The sequence below is a fragment of the Nitratidesulfovibrio sp. HK-II genome (assembly GCF_003402415.2).
GTDB lineage: Bacteria > Desulfobacterota > Desulfovibrionia > Desulfovibrionales > Desulfovibrionaceae > Cupidesulfovibrio.
The window spans coordinates 2,474,756-2,491,497 of record NZ_AP036014.1 but is presented as its reverse complement, the minus strand read 5'-3'; the positions used below and the strand labels follow the sequence as shown (position 1 = coordinate 2,491,497).

Annotated in this window: 9 protein-coding genes and 5 tRNA genes; 5 read left to right on the top strand and 9 right to left on the bottom strand. The window is 67.1% G+C overall.

The annotated features are described in order from the left end of the window. The first annotated feature begins 440 nt into the window (after positions 1 to 440). From dnaA to RVX_RS10365, 3 genes are all read left to right on the top strand, one after another. Complete coding sequence (gene dnaA / locus RVX_RS10375; protein ID WP_116305792.1) at positions 441 to 1,919, top strand: chromosomal replication initiator protein DnaA; 1,479 nt, start codon at positions 441 to 443, stop codon at positions 1,917 to 1,919. 271 nt (positions 1,920 to 2,190) lie between these two features. Then, positions 2,191 to 2,745 carry a helix-turn-helix domain-containing protein gene (locus tag RVX_RS10370; protein ID WP_116305791.1) on the top strand — a complete coding sequence of 185 codons (555 nt, stop codon included), beginning with the start codon at positions 2,191 to 2,193 and terminating at the stop codon, positions 2,743 to 2,745. A 144-nt stretch (positions 2,746 to 2,889) separates the two neighbouring features. Further along, positions 2,890 to 4,563, top strand: coding sequence for an AMP-binding protein (locus RVX_RS10365; protein WP_116305790.1), 1,674 nt, complete (start codon positions 2,890 to 2,892; stop codon positions 4,561 to 4,563). A 321-nt stretch (positions 4,564 to 4,884) separates the two neighbouring features. Here the strand turns inward: RVX_RS10365 and RVX_RS10360 are convergent, their stop codons facing one another. The 9 genes from RVX_RS10360 to RVX_RS10320 form a co-directional block, all read right to left on the bottom strand. Further along, positions 4,885 to 6,639, bottom strand: coding sequence for a YcaO-like family protein (locus RVX_RS10360; protein WP_116305789.1), 1,755 nt, complete (start codon positions 6,637 to 6,639; stop codon positions 4,885 to 4,887). Between the two features lie 119 nt (positions 6,640 to 6,758). Continuing rightward, positions 6,759 to 7,556, bottom strand: coding sequence for a class I SAM-dependent methyltransferase (locus RVX_RS10355; RefSeq protein WP_116305788.1), 798 nt, complete (start codon positions 7,554 to 7,556; stop codon positions 6,759 to 6,761). Between the two features lie 264 nt (positions 7,557 to 7,820). Further along, positions 7,821 to 8,522: a GNAT family N-acetyltransferase gene (locus RVX_RS10350; protein ID WP_230404542.1), complete on the bottom strand. Its 702-nt coding sequence runs from the start codon at positions 8,520 to 8,522 to the stop codon at positions 7,821 to 7,823. Between the two features lie 332 nt (positions 8,523 to 8,854). Next, positions 8,855 to 8,929 (bottom strand) — tRNA-Gly (locus tag RVX_RS10345). A gap of 302 nt (positions 8,930 to 9,231) precedes the next feature. Further along, positions 9,232 to 12,885 carry an SH3 domain-containing protein gene (locus RVX_RS10340; protein ID WP_116305786.1) on the bottom strand — a complete coding sequence of 1,218 codons (3,654 nt, stop codon included), beginning with the start codon at positions 12,883 to 12,885 and terminating at the stop codon, positions 9,232 to 9,234. Between the two features lie 389 nt (positions 12,886 to 13,274). Further along, positions 13,275 to 13,349, bottom strand: a tRNA-Gly gene (locus tag RVX_RS10335). Between the two features lie 57 nt (positions 13,350 to 13,406). Continuing rightward, positions 13,407 to 13,481: transfer RNA gene (locus tag RVX_RS10330), tRNA-Gly, on the bottom strand. 8 nt (positions 13,482 to 13,489) lie between these two features. Beyond that, positions 13,490 to 13,564 (bottom strand) — tRNA-Cys (locus tag RVX_RS10325). Positions 13,565 to 13,577: 13 nt separating this feature from the next. Beyond that, positions 13,578 to 13,652 (bottom strand) — tRNA-Gly (locus tag RVX_RS10320). A 466-nt stretch (positions 13,653 to 14,118) separates the two neighbouring features. On the opposite strand from RVX_RS10320, the gene dksA reads away from it, so the two are divergent. Both dksA and RVX_RS10310 read left to right on the top strand, forming a co-directional pair. Next, entirely contained in the window at positions 14,119 to 14,481 is a 363-nt protein-coding gene (dksA, locus tag RVX_RS10315) for an RNA polymerase-binding protein DksA (RefSeq protein WP_007527960.1), read from the top strand. A 341-nt stretch (positions 14,482 to 14,822) separates the two neighbouring features. After that, the gene (locus RVX_RS10310; protein ID WP_116305785.1) at positions 14,823 to 16,685 is read left to right on the top strand and encodes an NFACT RNA binding domain-containing protein; all 1,863 of its coding nucleotides are present in this window, start codon (positions 14,823 to 14,825) and stop codon (positions 16,683 to 16,685) included. Positions 16,686 to 16,742: the final 57 nt, after the last annotated feature.

Here is a 16,742-nt window from a genome sequence, read left to right as displayed (position 1 = left end):
AAAATCCAGGGCAGGGCGTTGGGCCCGAAGCAAGGTTGTTTCCCGCCGCACCGCCGGGCATATGCCATGTTTCTTGGCGGCGGCGTGGCGTTGTGCGTGCCTGCGAGGTTACACGGGGCACTTTTGGCCCTGTTTTGTTTCACGCGGGGAGTGACATGGTGAAAAAAAATTGATGCACGGGCAATTTTTGGACGAAAATCAAAAAAGTGCCTGTGGAAAAGTTTTTTGATTGATGTGAAAAACTATGGCCTCCGGCTGTGGAAAGTCTTGCCAGCCAAGGTATCCCGAAAAGGGCGGAATGACGCCATCGAAAGGTTAGATTCTGTGATTACAGCGTATTGCGCCAGAAGAAGTCTTGGGAAACAGGGCACGGGTTCCGTATGACGACAGGCGCTTTTTCTCCGTTGCAACCCGGCCCTGAACTCCGTAAACCAAGCACCATGATTTCAATTTGGGGCCAAATTCAGAATATTCTAGAAAAGAGTCTCAACCCGGGGCTCTTCAAGGTCTGGATCTCGCCGCTGGCGGCGGAGGTCCGGGACGACGTGCTGCGCCTGGTGGCTCCCAACGAATTCGTTGCGGCCTGGGTCCGCGACAGGCTGCTGGATGACATCGTGCAGGCGGCCACCGCCGTGCTCGGCAGCGCGCCCACCGTGGTGGTGGACGCAGCGGCGCCGGGCTCCGCGCCACGCCCGTTGCGCACGGGCAGGCCGGATGCGCCCGTAGCGGACGCCGTGGCCGATGCCCCCGCGCACGAAGCAGCACCGCTCGCCGCTCCCGCCGTGCATGTCGCCCACGCCGCGCAGTCCGTGACCGCGCGCACCGCGTCCGGCGTTGCCCATCCCTCGCAGTTGGGCCTGCCGCTGGACATGCCCGCCTCCACCCGCGCCCTGAACTGGCGCTTCTCGTTCGACTCGTTCGTGGTGGGGCCCAACAACGAACTGGCCTACGCGGCCTCGCGCGGCATCAGCCGCGAGAGCCTTTCGGCCGACACGCTGTTCCTCAGTTCCGGGCCGGGCCTTGGCAAGACGCACCTGATGCAGGCCGTGGGCCATGCCCTGTGCGGCGTCAGCAACCGCGCCGCGCCGCGCGTGGAGTACCTGACGGCGGAGGAATTCGCCACCCGGCTCATCGCCGCACTGAAGGCGCGCGAGGTGGACCGCTTCAAGGCCCGCTACCGCGACGTGGACGTGCTGCTGCTGGAAGACGTGCATTTCCTGCAGGGCAAAGAGCGCATGCAGGACGAGGTGCTGGCCACGGTGAAGGCCCTGAAGTCGCGCGGCAGCCGCGTGGTGCTTTCCAGCTCCTTTGCCCCGCGCGACCTCAAGAACCTGGACACCCAGCTGGTGTCCAGGTTCTGCTCCGGCTTTCTCGCCCACATCGACAAGCCCGGCTTCGAAACGCGCCGCCGCATCCTGTGCGAGAAGGCGCGCCTGCACCAGGTGATGCTGCCCGACAACGTTACCGACCTTCTGGCCGACCGCATCCGCTCGGACGTGCGCCAGATCGAAAGCTGCCTGCACAACCTGGTGCTGAAGGCCAAGCTGCTGAACCGGCAGATTTCCATGGAGATGGCCTGGGAAGTGCTTGGCCACTACGCCCAGCAGGAAGTGGTCATGGACTTCGAGGGCATCGTGCGCAAGGTGTGCGAAGGCTTCGGCATTTCGCCGCAGCAGCTCAATTCGCGCAGCCGCAAGCGCGAATACGTGGTTGCCCGCAACTCCGTGTTCTACCTTGCCCGCAAGCACACCGAACTTTCGCTGAAGGAGATCGGCGACCGCTTCAGCCGCCGCCATTCCACGGTGCTGAAGGGCATCACCTCCATTGAGCGCGAGATGAGCCGCGAAACGCCCTTGGGCCGCCAGGTGTCCAACACCCTGTCGCTCATCGAGCGCAACGGCCGAATTACCTACCCCTGACCATGGGGGGGCCGCCGCGCATGCGGTCGGCAGGGCGCATGCCATCACGGCGGCGCGGGCCTCCCCGGTCCGCGCCGCCTTTTTCGCGCCCCCGAGCGGCCCCCCCGAACAGCCCCGCGAGCAGGCAGACCAACGGACGCGGCGCTCGGATGCCTTCGGCCTCACAGGCTTTTCATTTACGGCACGCTGGGGTATCGCAATGCTTCCCCCAGCGATGGAGAGCGCCACTGCACGATGCGGGGGCGCTGTAGCACAACAGGAGGACCGGACGATGCAGCAACCGCCCTACAAGGAAATCGCGCCACGCCTGGCCGGGCTGCGCGACGCCTGTGGCTTCTCGCAGCAGGAACTGGCGGACAAGGTGGGTGTCACCGCCGCCGAGATCGCCCGCTTCGAAAGCGGCGAGGTGGAGATTCCGGTGAGCTTTCTCACCGACGTGGCCCGCGAGTGCGGGGTGGACCTGACGGCCCTCATTTCCGGCGGCGACGCCCACCTGCACGGGTACAGCCTGGTGCGCAAGGGCGAGGGCCTTTCGGTGCAGCGCCGCAAGGACTACGACTACTGGAACCTGGCCTCGCGCTTCACCAGCCGGCGCATGGAGCCCTTTCTGGTGCGCGTGCCGGCCAAGGAAGAAAAGGACCTGGTGTTCAACTACCATCGCGGCCAGGAATTCATCTACATCCTGGAAGGCCGCCTGGAGATATGGCTGAACGACGCGCGCCACGTGCTGGCCGCGGGCGACAGTCTGTACTTCAGTTCGCGCATCCCCCACGCCCTGCGCGGCCTTGACGGCGCGGACGCGGTGTTTCTGGACGTGATTAGCTAGGGCTTGTTTTCCGGCAGGAAAACAAGCCCTTCGGGCCAAACCCGCTGTCACGCCGCAGGAAACGCCCCCCCCGCCAAAATGGGGCGCGCCGTACACGCCATCAGTCAACAAGCCCGCAAGGGATCGCTTCGCAGGGATGTACCCATGACCTACACGACCAAATTCACCGCCAGGGATTACAAGGAATTCTGCGCCAGATTCAGCAACGACGCCCCGGACACCTTCAACTTCGCGTTCGACGTGCTGGACCGCATCGCGGCGGCCGACCCCGAGCGGTTGTGCGTCGCCCACGTGGACGATGCGGGCGTGCGGCGCGACTACACCTTCGCGTGGATGGCCGAGGCCTCGGCCAAGCTGGCCAACGCGCTGCGCCTGCAGGGCATCCGCAAGGGCGACCGGGTGATGCTGGTGCTGTACCGGCGCATCGAGTTCTGGGTGTCCATGCTGGCCCTGCACCGACTGGGCGCGGTAGCCATCCCCGCCCCCGCGCAGCTCACCCCCAAGGACATCGTGTTCCGCGTGGAGCGCGCCAAGACCAAGTGTGTCATCGTCGACCATTCCATCACCGACCGCGTGGAGGCCGCCCGGCCCGACTGTCCCGGCCTTGCCGTGTGCGTGCAGGTGGGGGGCGATGCGCTGCCGCGCGGCTGGGTGGACTACGACACCATCTTCACCCCGGCCGAGGCGAAGTTCCCCCGTCCGGAGAGCCCGCTGGATTTCGCGGGCGGTGAAGACCCGCTGCTGATCTTCTTCTCGTCCGGCACCACGGGCATGCCCAAGATGGTGGAGCACGTGCACACCTACCCGCTGGGGCACCTGCTGACCGGCATGTACTGGCACGACCTGGTGCCCGGCGACCTGCACCTGACCCTGGCCGACACCGGCTGGGGCAAGGCGGTGTGGGGCAAGTTCTACGGCCAGTGGATGGCCGGGGCCTCGGTGTTCGTGTACGACTTCCGGGGCAAGTTCGACCCGGCTGCCCTGCTGGGCGTGCTGGCCGACCACGCCGTGACCACCTTTTGCGCGCCGCCCACCGTGTACCGCTTTCTGGTCCGGCAGGATCTGTCCGCCTTCGACCTCTCGAAGCTGCGCCATTGCACCACGGCGGGCGAACTGCTGAACGACAGCGTGTTCCACGACTGGAAGGCCGCTACCGGGCTGCCCATCCACGAGGGGTACGGCCAGACCGAAACCACGCTGCAGATCGCCACGCTGCCGTGCATGGAGCCCAAGCCCGGCTCCATCGGCCGCCCCATGCCCGGCTGGGACGTGGTGCTCAAGGACGCCGTGGGCAACATCTGCCCCCCCGGCGAGGAAGGCGAAATCTGCGTGCGCGTGGCCGAGGGGCTGCCCGTGGGGCTGTTCCGGGGCTACCTCGAAGAGCCGGAAAAGACCGCCTCGGTCCTGTTCGGCGGCTACTACCACACCGGCGACAAGGCCTGGATGGACGAAGACGGCTACTACTGGTTCCTGGGCCGCGTGGATGACCTGATCAAGAGCTCCGGCTACCGCATCGGACCGTTCGAGGTGGAAAGCGCCCTGGTGGCCCACCCCGCCGTGGTGGAGGCCGCCGTGACCGGCGTGCCCGACCCGCTGCGCGGACAGGCCGTAAAGGCCACCGTGGTGCTGGCCACGGGCTACACCGCTTCGGAGGCGTTGACCAAGGAGCTTCAGGACCACGTGAAGAAGGTGACCGCGCCGTACAAGTACCCGCGCATCATCGACTACGTGGCAGAACTGCCCAAGACCATCAGCGGCAAGATCAAGCGCGCCGAAATCCGCGAGCGCGACCAGCAGACCAGTGGGCCTGCCGCGTAGCGCGACTTTCGGTTTTTGTACGCCAACGGCGTTCAGGGACGGGCTGTTTTTTTATACGCCTCCGGCGGGCAGGGGGCTACCGCGCGTTGCGATCGCCATCCGTAATGCTCGAAGACTCGCATAACGGCTGCCGTCCCCTGCGCCCCCTTTATCCTGCCATACGGAAACAGGGAGAAGGCAACTGCCTTCTCCCTGTTTCCGTTCGTCCGAATAGTCAGGTCTCCGCTACCCACCCCAACTAAAAAGTTTGGGAGGATGGGGGTCCGGGGGAAGGAACCTTTTTTAAAAGGTTCCTTCCCCCGGTTCGCTTTTCGTCTTTCCCTACCCCACTTGGGCCTGCAATTCCGCAAGATGGGTGCGGGCGAAGTCGAGGGTGGGGTCGATTTCGAGGGCGGCTTCCAGCAGGTGGGCGGCGGTGTCGGCATCGCCGAGAAACTTGTGGCACAGGCCCAGGTTGGCGAGGTCGATGACCGAGCCCTTGTCCAGGCGCAGCACGCTTTCGAAGTTGGCGGCGGCCCGAGTGTAGTCGCCCAGCTTGAAGTGGCACACGCCGCGCAGGTTGAAGTATTCCTTCATATCGGGGCAGGCGGCCACGGCGCGGTCCAAGCCGGGCAGGGCGGCGGCCCAGTCCTGGGCCAGGGTATGCACGTAGGCGGCATAGAAGGCGGCAAGGCCGCGCGCATCGGCGTCGGGCTGCAGGGGTTCGCTGATTTCGAACCAGTGGCGCGCCTCGTCCATGGCTTCGCCGCGCAGGGCCAGCATGCCCCGGAAAAACGGCACGAAGTGCGCGCCGGGGTACAGTTCCTCCAGCACCTCAAGGCCTTGCAGGGCGGTTTCGGCGTCGGCCTCCTCGCTCAGGATACGGCCGACGAAGAGACCGATGGAGGCGTTCTTGTCCCGTTCGCGAAAGCGGAACCCCGGCACGATGTTGTAATGGGTGGGCACGCCCACGGCCGGGTTCTTCGTGGAGATGGACAGCAGGGAGTAGCCCTGCTGCGCGAGGCCGTCGGAAAGGGTGGTGAGTTCGCGCAGGATGTCGTCGGATTCCACGGTGGGCAGCGAGGCCAGCGGCACCACGGGGCCGCGCCGCAGCCATTCGATGTCTTCCAGCCGTTCGTACTTGGGCAGGCCGGAGGCCTCGTAGCAGGCCCCGGTGATGAAATCCCCGGCGAGCTGGGCGATTTCGGTCAGGGCGCGCACGGCTGCCTTGACCGGGGTGGCGGCGGTGCCTGCGGTGTACACGATTTCCGAGCGGGCCGGGAAGGTGGCCGGGTCCCAGGCCACCGCGCCCACGGTGGGCACGGGCAGGTCCAGGGAAAAGTCCTTCAGCACCACCTGCACGCCGTGGCGGGCAAAGCGGTCCAGCAGGTCGCGCAGCACGGCGTCGTCGCTGGCGCCTGCGGGCGAAATGTCGATGGTGGGCAGCTCGGGCATGGTCTGGTCGATGACGCAGCACACGTGGCGCTCCACCAGCTCGCACGCGCCCTGGAGGATGGATTCCTCTTCGGTGTTGCCCGCCGACGAGCCGTTGAATTCGCCCAGCTTCTTGAACCAGTCCAGCGGCAGCCACACCTCGCGGCCTTCGCTGCCCTCGCGCGGGATGATTGTGGCCGGGAAGAATTTCCAGCGGATCAGGTCCAGCGCGCGCACGGCGTTCTCCGGCGCGATGGGGTCGTGCACCGACTTGGCGATTTCCTGCACGGGCAGCAGGGCGTCGCCGAAGCGGGCCCGCGCCTCGCTCCAGGTGGCCTCGACCATGCCGGGCATGTCGCGCCAGAAGGTGAAGAAGCTGTAGCGCTCCATCAGTTCCATCAGGGCCGATGCCTCTGCCTGCTCCACCGACGCGCCCTTGCCCATCTGCTTGCGGGTGGGCATGACGCGCTTGGCGTCGGCCCCGCACATGCTGAGAAACACGGGAATGCCCAGCCGGTCCACGTCCACGCGGCGGGTTTCGGCAAGGATGTCCACGTCGAGGCTGGCAAGGCGTTCGCGCACGCGGCGTACGGTTTCCACCGGCGAGGTGGCCTTGTCCTGATCCTTGGTATAGCCCTTGGGGCAGGGGGAGAGCTTGATCATGCGCAGGTCCGTGATGGTCTTGTGATGATATGGGGCGGCATGTCCGGCGGGCGGAAGCGGCCGTGGTCCGTCAGGATCGGGGATGGCCCGGAGCTTCGGGCAGGGACCGGGCCGGGGCGTTACGCCGTGGCCACGGGGGCAGCGCCAGAGCGCTTGGGGGTGAGCCGGTGCACCAGGAACAGGCGGCGTTCCTCCTGCCCGTCGTCGCCGGTGGACTTGATGCCCACGGGCTGCTCGGCCACGTCGAAGTCGCGCCCGGCCAGCTTCAGGAAGTGCGCGGCCTTGCGGCGCTTGTCGGTGCACAGCATGGCCTGCCCGCCTGCGGCCACGTGCCGGGCCAGGAACTTGGCCAGCGGGCGGTGCAGGTCTTCCAGATACAGGATCTCGGCACCGGCGATGACGTCGTAGCGGGTGTCCAGCCGCGCAGCGGTGATGTCGCAGCGGCGCACCTCCACCCGGTCGGCCAGGCCGTTGCGCAGCACGTTGATGCGCGCGAAGAGCAGGGCGTCGTCGTTCACGTCGGTGATGGTCACGCGGGCAAAGCCGTACCGCGCGGCGATGAGGCCGGTGACGCCGCAGCCCGCGCCGACTTCCAGCAGGCTCTTGCCCGCCGGGTCCAGCTTGCGCAGAAAGCGCCCCAGCAGGAACGAGGCGGGCCATATCTTGGCCCACAGGGGCAGGTCGCGCAGCGGGTCCTTGATGGCGTTGGCGGCGATGAGCCGGTCGAGGTGGCCGGTCATGTTGCGGATTTGCAGGATTTCCAGGGGCGCGTCGTCCACGGTGAGGGTTTCGAAGCCCACCTCGTAGCGTTCGCGCGCCGTGGCCAGCAGGCGTTCCAGCTCTGCGGCGTGCGCGTCCGGAGATGCGTTCGGCGATGCGGTCATATCGTGTGCCGGGGTTTCCGGTTGTGCGGTCATGCTCTGTCCTTTCCAAGCAGGTGTGGTCTGGTGCGATCTCGCGACTGCCAAGGCCGGTTGCCGTGGGGCACGCCGGGGCAGGGCCGGGCACGAACATCCGGTAAGGTCCGGATGCCGGTGGCCGCAAGGGCAGCGAACGGTGGCGCGTCCGGAGTTCATGCCTCAAGCGGGCGGGCAGCGCAAGCGAGGCAAGGGTAAGCACGCGCTTGCGAGCGGCGTCGGCGGGGAACAGGCGCGCGGTGCGCGCGCGGGACGCCGGATGGACTATTCGGCGGGTGCGGCGTCGGTTTCCTGGTCCGGCCGATCTGGGGGCCGATCTGGGGGCCGGTCCGTGTGTCGATCTGGGGGCCGATCTGGGGGCCGCGCCGTTGCCTGCGCCGGGGACGGCCGCGAGGCGGCATCAGCAGCGAGCCGCTCTTGCGCGTCCTTGCCCGCACTTCGCACAGGCATGTCATTGTTTTCGAGCCGCTTGCGCATCTCTACCGCCACCAGCCGCACGAAGCCGCCATCCACCGACATTGCCCGGATGTCCCGGCGCAGTTCGCGGTAGCCGTGCTCCTTGTAGAAATCAAGGGCGTTGAGCGAGGCGGTCAGGCGCAGTTCCGGCCAGCCCTGCTCCACCGCCCGGCGCTCCAGTTCGCGCAGCAGCGCGCCGCCGGTGCCGGGCGGGGCCTGCGGCGCGGCATACAGGTAGGCCACCTCGTCACCGCGCAGCGCGCCGAAGCCGACGATACGGGCGAGGCTGGCCGCCGGGCCGCCGCCGGTCACCGCTTCGGCCACCAGAAACGGGTTCATGCCCCGCGCAAGGTCGCGCCGGAACTGCGCCTCGTCGCGCCCCGCGCACCACGCGGCCAGTTGCTCCGCGTCGTAGCTGCGCGCCGCCTTGCCGTGGATGGCCGTGTGGAACACGGCGGTCACGGCGGCGGCGTCTTCCGGGGTGGCAAGGCGAAGGGCAAGGCGTGACATGTGGCGTCCTGCGGCTGGAGATGATGGATACGGCATATGCCGTGGAGCGCCGGTGAGCAACTGCTTTGCGGGAGGCGGTGGATGCGCGCGGGGGCTTGGCGCGGGTGGGGCCGCCAGTGGCAGGATGGCGATGCACTGGCGGGCGACAGAGGGAAGGGCCGGGGATGGCGGCCATGGCCGGGGCAGGTCCGGCGGCAGAAGGGGGCGGGCCGGGAGGATGCGGGTGCACCGGAACGGTTGGGGCGGCACGCCTTCCCATGGTGCCTTGCCGCCGTCAAAAACGACGAAAGCCGCCCTGCGGCGGCCTTCCGTGCCCCTGCGGGGCGAAATTTTGGAGCGGGAGACGGGATTTGAACCCGCGACTTCAACCTTGGCAAGGTTGCACTCTACCACTGAGTTACTCCCGCCCTTTCGGGCGGCACGCGGAGCGGGGCGAAGCCGCCGTTCCCTCGTGCGGAGGGAGAGCTACCCTTTTTGGCGGGCAGTTGTCAACAACCCGCGGCTCCTTTCCGGCATTTTCCGAAACGCCTTTCCCCGATGCCGGTCGGATTGCCGCCCCGCAACGCCGGGCGTGGGAGCATCCCGCCGCATGCTCCCACGCAATCGATGGGGGAAGATGTTTTCCTTGCGTCATCAGGGCACGGACGTTCGTCCCGGCCTTTTCGGAACAGCATGCCGGGGCGGGGCGTGACCGACAGCCGCCGGGCAGCTAGTCGGCCGGTGGCGCGGCCCGAACCCAGCCGATCACGCCCTTGAAATCGACCTTGTTCCAGTCGTCGCCGCCATGTTCCAGCACATCGGCCTGCGCCATGTCGGGCACAAGGCCCAGAACGGGGGAATCCTCGCTGGGCTCGTGGTACACGGGCAGATTCTTCGTGCTGTCGTCCCTGGCCTCCACGATGCTGTTCAGGGTCTGAAAGACGGGGCTGCGCTTTTCCTCGGGGGTGAGGGCGTGCAGGGCCTTTCTGTCCAGGGCGTCGTTCAGCACGAAGACGCCGTGCTTTCCGTCGGCCTGCGTCCAGTTGCACAGGGCCAGCACGTGATCATCCAGGGGGACCTTTACCTGCCGCTGCCGCACGTCCTTCCAGTCCAACTGGCTGCCGACGAGGTCCCAATCCTCGAAAGCGGCGCCGCCTTCGACTTCCGGGACGGACAGCGTCACCGTGGCCCCCCTGGGGTAGACGCGCAGCATGCTGCCGAAACCGTCACCCCGGTTCCCCATGTCCCGCGAGCAACTGACCACCGCGCCGCCGTTGCCGCCGACGGAGCGGACCGCCAGCACGCATTGATGTTCCGGGGCAGGGGATGAATCGCATGCGAATTCGAAGAGCAGCCGCCGCAGTTTCGGTCGTTTGTCCTGACCGAGGATGGGGGAAAACGCGACCTTGACGAACAGCTTGGACCACACCGGGGGCAAGGCCACCTTCTGCCGGATTTTTTCCGAATCCTGCCCCAAGATGAGGTTCAGGATGTCCTCCGCCGCCTGGCTGCGTTCGCTGGCCTTGATAGTGCCGTCGGACATGCAGGTCCAACTCCACTTGAGCGGGTATTCGCTGAACAGCGAGCAGAGCCGTTCGCCCTTGCGCAGTGCGCCGGTGTTGCCGGGCTGCACGGAGACGACCATGTTGACGTGTTCCGGCATCTTCGGCCCGTCGGGGTCGAACTCCACGGCCTTCAGGGTGATCCGGGCAATTCTGGCCAGGTGCTGGTCCGGCAGCAGCAGGCCGAACTCCATGGGGTCCACCACGGTGCGCAGCGTGCGGTTCAACTGGTCCATGTCCAGCGGCGTCTGGCTGTCGCTCAACCCCAGTTGCAGGACGAAGGTGCTTTCGTCAAAACTGTATTCCTTCAACAGCTTGCGGCGGACGGTGTTCAGGTTTTCCTCGTAGACGGGCAGCAGTACCTTGGTGTGGGCATCCAGCGATGCCGCGTCGAATCCGCCTTCGGGGCCCACCAGGTTGAGAATCTTGTCCGTCAGTTCGCTGGTCTTCCATTCCAGTTCTATGGGTTCCAGCACCGTGGTCTGGTAGGCCTTGACCATCAGGTAGACGTAGCGGGTCAGGGTCATGCGCGAGCGTTGGTCCATCTGCCGGATGAAGCTCAGGGAATGGTCGTCCACCTTGCCCACGGTCTTGCCCATGTCCTGGCTCATGGACACCACGGCGGCCCCGTTGGCGCTGATGCGGGCGTAGCATTCGCCCAGCTCTTGCAAGGCGTTGATGGTGGTGGTCAGCAGGCCCGTCTTGCGGTCGTTGACCTCCCTGATCTTCTTGGTCAGGGAGGCCCACTCGGGGCTGTCGGCCTCCAGACGCTGCAACTCGGCCTCCACGGCCGCCTGGGGCACCTGCAAGGACTGGATGCCCTTGGCCACTTCGGTGATGGCGGGTCCCAGCCCGGCCCCCACCTGAGCCCACGTTGCCGCCTTGGCCTTGGCGGCCTTCTGGTCCGCCGTAAGGTCCTTGGCTTCCTTTTCGGCGGCTTCCTTGGCCTTTCTGGCTTCCTTGGAGGCGGCGCTGGCCTTGTCCAGCACCTTGCCCATCTCGGAAAGGGTGTCCGGCACGGCCTTGCCGCTGGCACCGTCGATGAGCGGGGTGACCGTGGAGGCCAGGGTGCCCACCGCGCCCAGGGCGGGCTGGCCCACGGGTATCACCTGGCAGATGGCACTGGCCATGTGGATGCAGAACTTGATCTTGGCCTTGCGGTCCTCGCTTGCCTCGGCCTTCTTGAGCAGCTTGCTGCGCAGCGCTTCCAGGTCGTTGCCCAGGCCGTTCAGTTCTTCCTTGACGACCTTGATCCGCTCGTCGGCGTCGCGAATGCGCGCTTCGGCCTCCGCCAGGCGTGCGGCGGCCTGCGTCGTGTCCGTGTTCAGCATGGCCACGGCTTCGCCAAGAGCCTTGGCCGATTCCCTGGCGTCGCGATCCTTGGCGCATATCCAGCGGGCCAGCAGCAGGCTGCGCAGCGCGCGCTCCGTTTCTTCCTTGTAGAGCTTCGTCGTGCTCTGCAACGAGAGAAAGGGCGTGTATCCGGCGGGGTTGCCGAAGTAGTCGAGGTGCCCGTGCAGCTTTTGCAGCAGCGAGGCAAGCTCCGTCCGGACGGAGGTCAGCAGGGCCTTGCCGTATTCGTCCTGCCAGTGTTCGTTGCCGGGGGCGGCGGCGAAGGCCTGTTCATAGGCCAGGACAAGGGCCAGCAGGCTGTCGCGCGAGCCGGAAAGGAACAGGTCGCGCATGTAGGTAAGGGCGCATTGCACACCCAGCGGGTGCAGCCAGGCGTTGGGGGCATTGACGATGTCGGCGGCGGGCGCGTTGCCTTTGGGCTTGCCGGCGGCGGGCGCGGGTGCGTTGACGCCGTCCTTGGTGGTGCGTTCTTCGTTCTTGGTCTGGTTCACGGTGGCGTTTTTGGTGCCCAGAAGATTGTGCCAGAACACGACCGTGTACGTGGCGCTCTTCTGCGGAACGCCTTTTGCCCCGCCCCGGTAGTCCCGATCCTGCACCCCGGCGCTTCCCCCCGCGTTGCGCAGGCATCTGGCCAGTTCCGGCAGGTTGGTCCGCAGCCTGCCGCCGTCGCCCGCGTTGCCGGGCTTGCCGGGGGCGACGGCGTTCTGCCCGTCGGTGGGAAGCTTGTTGACGCCCTGGGTCGTGCTGCTCAGGGATGTGGGGCCCCAGTGCCAGGAAAAGTCGATGTAGACGGCCGGAGGGTCGAAGGTCGTCTTGCCGTAGCTGACCGTAATGTGGGAGTCGTGCATCTCGCTTGTGTACGAGTTCCAGGAGTTGCGGCTTTCGCCATTGGCGCCGTCAAGGCCCCGGCCTGGATTCTGCCCGCACCCGCCCGAGGCCAGCAGCCTGCCGTCGCCGTCGTTGGCCGGAGATACGCTGGCGGCGAATATGTTGAGGCTGCCGGCGTTTCTGCCATGGGCGCCATTCTGGCCGGGGGATGTGCCCTGGGCGTCCGCCGCCTTGTCGGCGGCCCAGCCCAGCGGCGAGACATTGATGGCGGAGGCGCGGTCCGCCCAGACGAGTTCCCTGGCATGGATGGTCACATCCGCCTCGGGCATGCACAGTTCGCCGTGCACTTCCAGCCGGTCGCAATATATGGATACGGACCTGATGGCGTTGCGCGGATTGGCCGGGTCCAGCTTCTGCGTGGTGCGGTCGACGTGCAGCGTTTCCCAAAGGTGGTTGGGGTTGCCCTTGGCAAGCACCACGTGCATTCCGGTGATGGTGTACCTGGCCGAACCATCGGCATCCCTGTCCTGTCTGACGTCGAGGTACAGTGAATCCGCCGGGTTCGGAGGCGGCATGCACGCGTCCATGAAGGACAGTTGGGGGCTTGTGGTGGAAAGGTCGGATAGGCTCGGCAGGCTCATGGCAATGCTCCCTTGGGGGGGGATGAGGTGTGGCCGGACCGCTTCGCGGGGTGGGGCATCCGTGCCGCATGGCGGCGAGGGGTGCGATGCGTGGCGACAGAGTGCTTCGACGTGCATGCCTTGCGGGCATGGGGCGGCGCTGCGGCAGCGCTGCGTCTCTGATCCAATGTACATAGCCTGGCATATATTAGCAATCGACAAGGCGGATGGCGCGGCAACCATGTGTTGAAATCTTGGGGAGATGCGGTGTCGCCGGATGGGGCGGGCAGGGGGCTGGCGGCGGAAGTGGCGCGGAAGCAGTGTTTGCAGTAGATATCCCCCTGTTTGAAGTGGAGAAGTCGTGAAAATTGAAAAGGCCCTTGTGCATGTTGCACAAGGGCCTGAAGTTCTGGAGCGGGAAACGGGATTTGAACCCGCAACCTTCAGCTTGGGAAGCTGACACTCTACCGTTGAGTTATTCCCGCTAATGGTGGGGTATCGCTAGGGTTTGCCGCTTTGCGTGGCGTGCCCGAAGAAGACGGTGGAGCGGGAGACGGGATTTGAACCCGCGACTTCAACCTTGGCAAGGTTGCACTCTACCACTGAGTTACTCCCGCACCGATGCTGGAGGCGGCATCCGGATTTGAACCGGAGAATGGAGGTTTTGCAGACCTCTGCCTTACCACTTGGCTATGCCGCCTCATCGGTTTCGTTGGAGCGGGAGACGGGATTTGAACCCGCGACTTCAACCTTGGCAAGGTTGCACTCTACCACTGAGTTACTCCCGCTCAACGAGGAGAGCCTTCTACGTCACAGCCCCGCTCCCTGTCAAGCAGGGTTCTCGCAAAATATCGACCGCTTCCCGCAAGATGTTGCCTGGTGCGGGTTTGCGGCCGGAGAAAGTGCGGCGGCGCGGGGGCGGGTGCGATTCCGGTCTGTCCGGCGCCAGGCCGAGGGGGGGATGCGCACGCCGCCGGGCACGCTCTTCGGCGCGCCGCCGGAATCCGATCGCCGTTCTCGGCGCATGTTCCGTTCCTTCCCCTCGTTCCGCGCCATCCGTGGTTTATAGGCGGTCAGTCGGCGGCCACCAACGTCTTTGCGCGCCACCCACCGACTTCCGGGGGCGGAAATCACCCCTGGCCCCTTTACTTTTATCTGCCGGATGATTTATGGCAGTTGCCTTGCAAGCGACAGCCCCACCCGGCACGCGTGCCGTTTTTCGGCGGCGCGCTGCGTACCGCGAGGAGGTTCCCCATGGACCAGAAGGATATCGAGTACTTCCGCGAACTGTTGACCCAGATGCTGGAAGAAGCCACGCAGAAGGGCGACCTGACGCTGGAAGACATGACGGATAACAACGAGGTCTTCGCCGACCCGGCGGACCGCGCCACCATGGAGTCGGACCGCGCCTTCACCCTGCGCATCCGCGACCGCGAACGCCGGTTGATCAAGAAGATTCAGGCGGCGCTGGGCCGCATCGAGGACGGGTCCTTCGGCATCTGCGACGATTGCGGCGAGGAGATCGGCGTGCCGCGCCTGAAGGCGCGCCCCGTTACCAAGCTGTGCATCAACTGCAAGAGCAAGCAGGAAGACGACGAGCGCGTCCGAGGCGATTAGAAGCCACCAGCGGCCCCTCAGCCCTTCCGGGATGAGGGGCCGTTTTTTCTTGGAGCACCCCGCGCGCACGTCACGCTGTTGGTGCTGGTCGTTTAGGTCGTTTCCGTCGTTTCGGCCGTGCCCATCGTATCCGTCGCGTCGGCCATACCGGGCGCGCCGTCGTGCCCTGTCGCGCCTGCCGTGCCTGTCGCGTTCACCGCTTCGGGCGCGTTGTGCGGGATTCGCGCTGGGGTACGCCCGCTTCCGCCCCCCTTGGCCTCTTGCCCCCGCGCGCCTGTTCGTCGTTCCCGCCGCCTTCCCCTTGGCCATCCCTTTCGCCATCCTTTCGTTTGGACCCTGCCATGGACGCCCATCTGTTCCGCCGAGTCTGCCGGGCGCTGATCCCGCTGCTTGCCGGGTGGCGCATCGAAAAGATCCACGCGCCCGCGCCGGACATCCATTCCCTCACCATCTTCGCCGCCGGGCGCAAGCAGGTGCTGGTGCTGCGCCACGGGCGGCGCGCGCCGCTGCTGTACCTGGCCGCGCACAAGCCGCCCAACCCGGCCCGGCCCGACGCGCAGGTGATGCTGCTGCGCAAGCATCTGGCCGGGCGGCGCGTGGAATGGGCGGGGTGCGATTGGCCGCGCCGCAGACTGGCCCTGCGCATGGCCGCCGGGACCGGCGGGGCAGCCGGGCAGGGCACGCTGGTGCTGCTGGATCTGCGCGAAGGCATGCACCTCGTGGATGTCCTGCCCCCTGATTTCGGCGCGGAACCGGACTGGCCGCACCTGCCGCCGCCCTCGGGGGCTTCCGCGAATCTGGAGGATGCGCGGGAGGCGTTGCGTGCGCTGTGCGCTGGCGGCAGCACCGGCGCGAACCCGGTGCTGACCCCGGCGCTGCGGCGCACGCTGGCCGCCCTCGTGGGGCCGGGGCAGCACGATGCACGCGGGGCGGAGCTTCCGGCAGCATCGGAAGACGGCGTGCTCGACGCCTGCGCCCTGCTGGTGGACCTGGATTCCGGCGAGGGCGACGTGTTCCTGTACCGCCAGCCCGCCGCCGACGGCGGGACGGGGCCCGGCGAGCCGGACGAGCTTTCCGCGTGGCCCCTGCCCGCATCCCTGCGCGGAAACCGCGCGGAAGAGGTGCATGAATCCTCCCTGGACGCGGCTGCCATCATGGGCGAGGCCGCCGCGTTCACCGGGCTTGCCGACGCGGCCAGAACGGAGGCCGCCGCGCCGTTCAGGGCAGAGGCAAAACGCTTGCGCCGCCTGCTGGCCAAGCTGGACGACGAGGAACGCCGCCTGCGCGGCCTGCTGGATCAGCGGGCCGACGCCGTGGCCTTGCAGGGCGTGCTGTACCGCTTCGCACCGGACGCGCGCCTGCCCGAAGTGGTGGTGCCCGAAATGGCGGGGCCCGAAATGCCGGGTGATGACACGCCCGGCCAATTCGCCTCGCCCCCGCGCACCATCCCCCTCGACCCGTTGCGGACCGTGCGCGAGAACATGGCCGCCATGTTTCACCGCTCCGACCGTGGCGCGCGCGGCCTCGCCATGCTGGAGCGCCGCCGGGCCGAGGTGGCCCGCGCCCTGGCCGTGGCCGAACAGTCCGCCGCCATGCCCCCCGGAGAAGGTTTGCCGCCGCATCAGGCCCGCTTCGTGCCCGCGCCCCCGGACAAGGGTGGCCCCGGTTCGCGCAGGCAGCCCCCTGCCGCCGGAACCGGCAGCGACGTGCAGCGCTTTCGCAGTACGGACGGCTTTCTGCTGCTGCGGGGCCGTTGCGCCGCAGGCAACGCCGAACTGCTGCGCATTGCCTCGCCCTTCGACTGGTGGCTGCACGCAGAGGACGGCCCCAGCGCGCACCTGATCATCCGGCGTGACCACCCAGCCCACGAGGTGCCGGAACGCACCCTGGCCGAGGCCGCCGCGCTGGTGGCGGTGAAAAGCTGGCAGCGCGCCGCCGCCCGCGCCCGGATCATGGTGGCGCTGGTGCGCGACGTGCGCGCCGTGAAAGGGGCCGCCGCCGGTGCGGTGCGGGTGGACGCGGTGGCGCGTTCGCTTGCCGTGACGCCGGACGCGGGGCTGGAGGAAACGCTGCGGCTGGATGGGCCGAAGGAGACCGGGCCGGATGGGGGCGCAGGGGGCGAACCGGCGGGCAGATCGACCACCAGGCCAGTCGGCAAATCGCCCGGTGCCGCCTCGGGCAAGCCGCGCGGCAAGCGCTGCTAGACATCGTATCTCCTCCCCTTCGGGTGCTGCGCGCCAAGCGGTATCGCCTTGTTGACC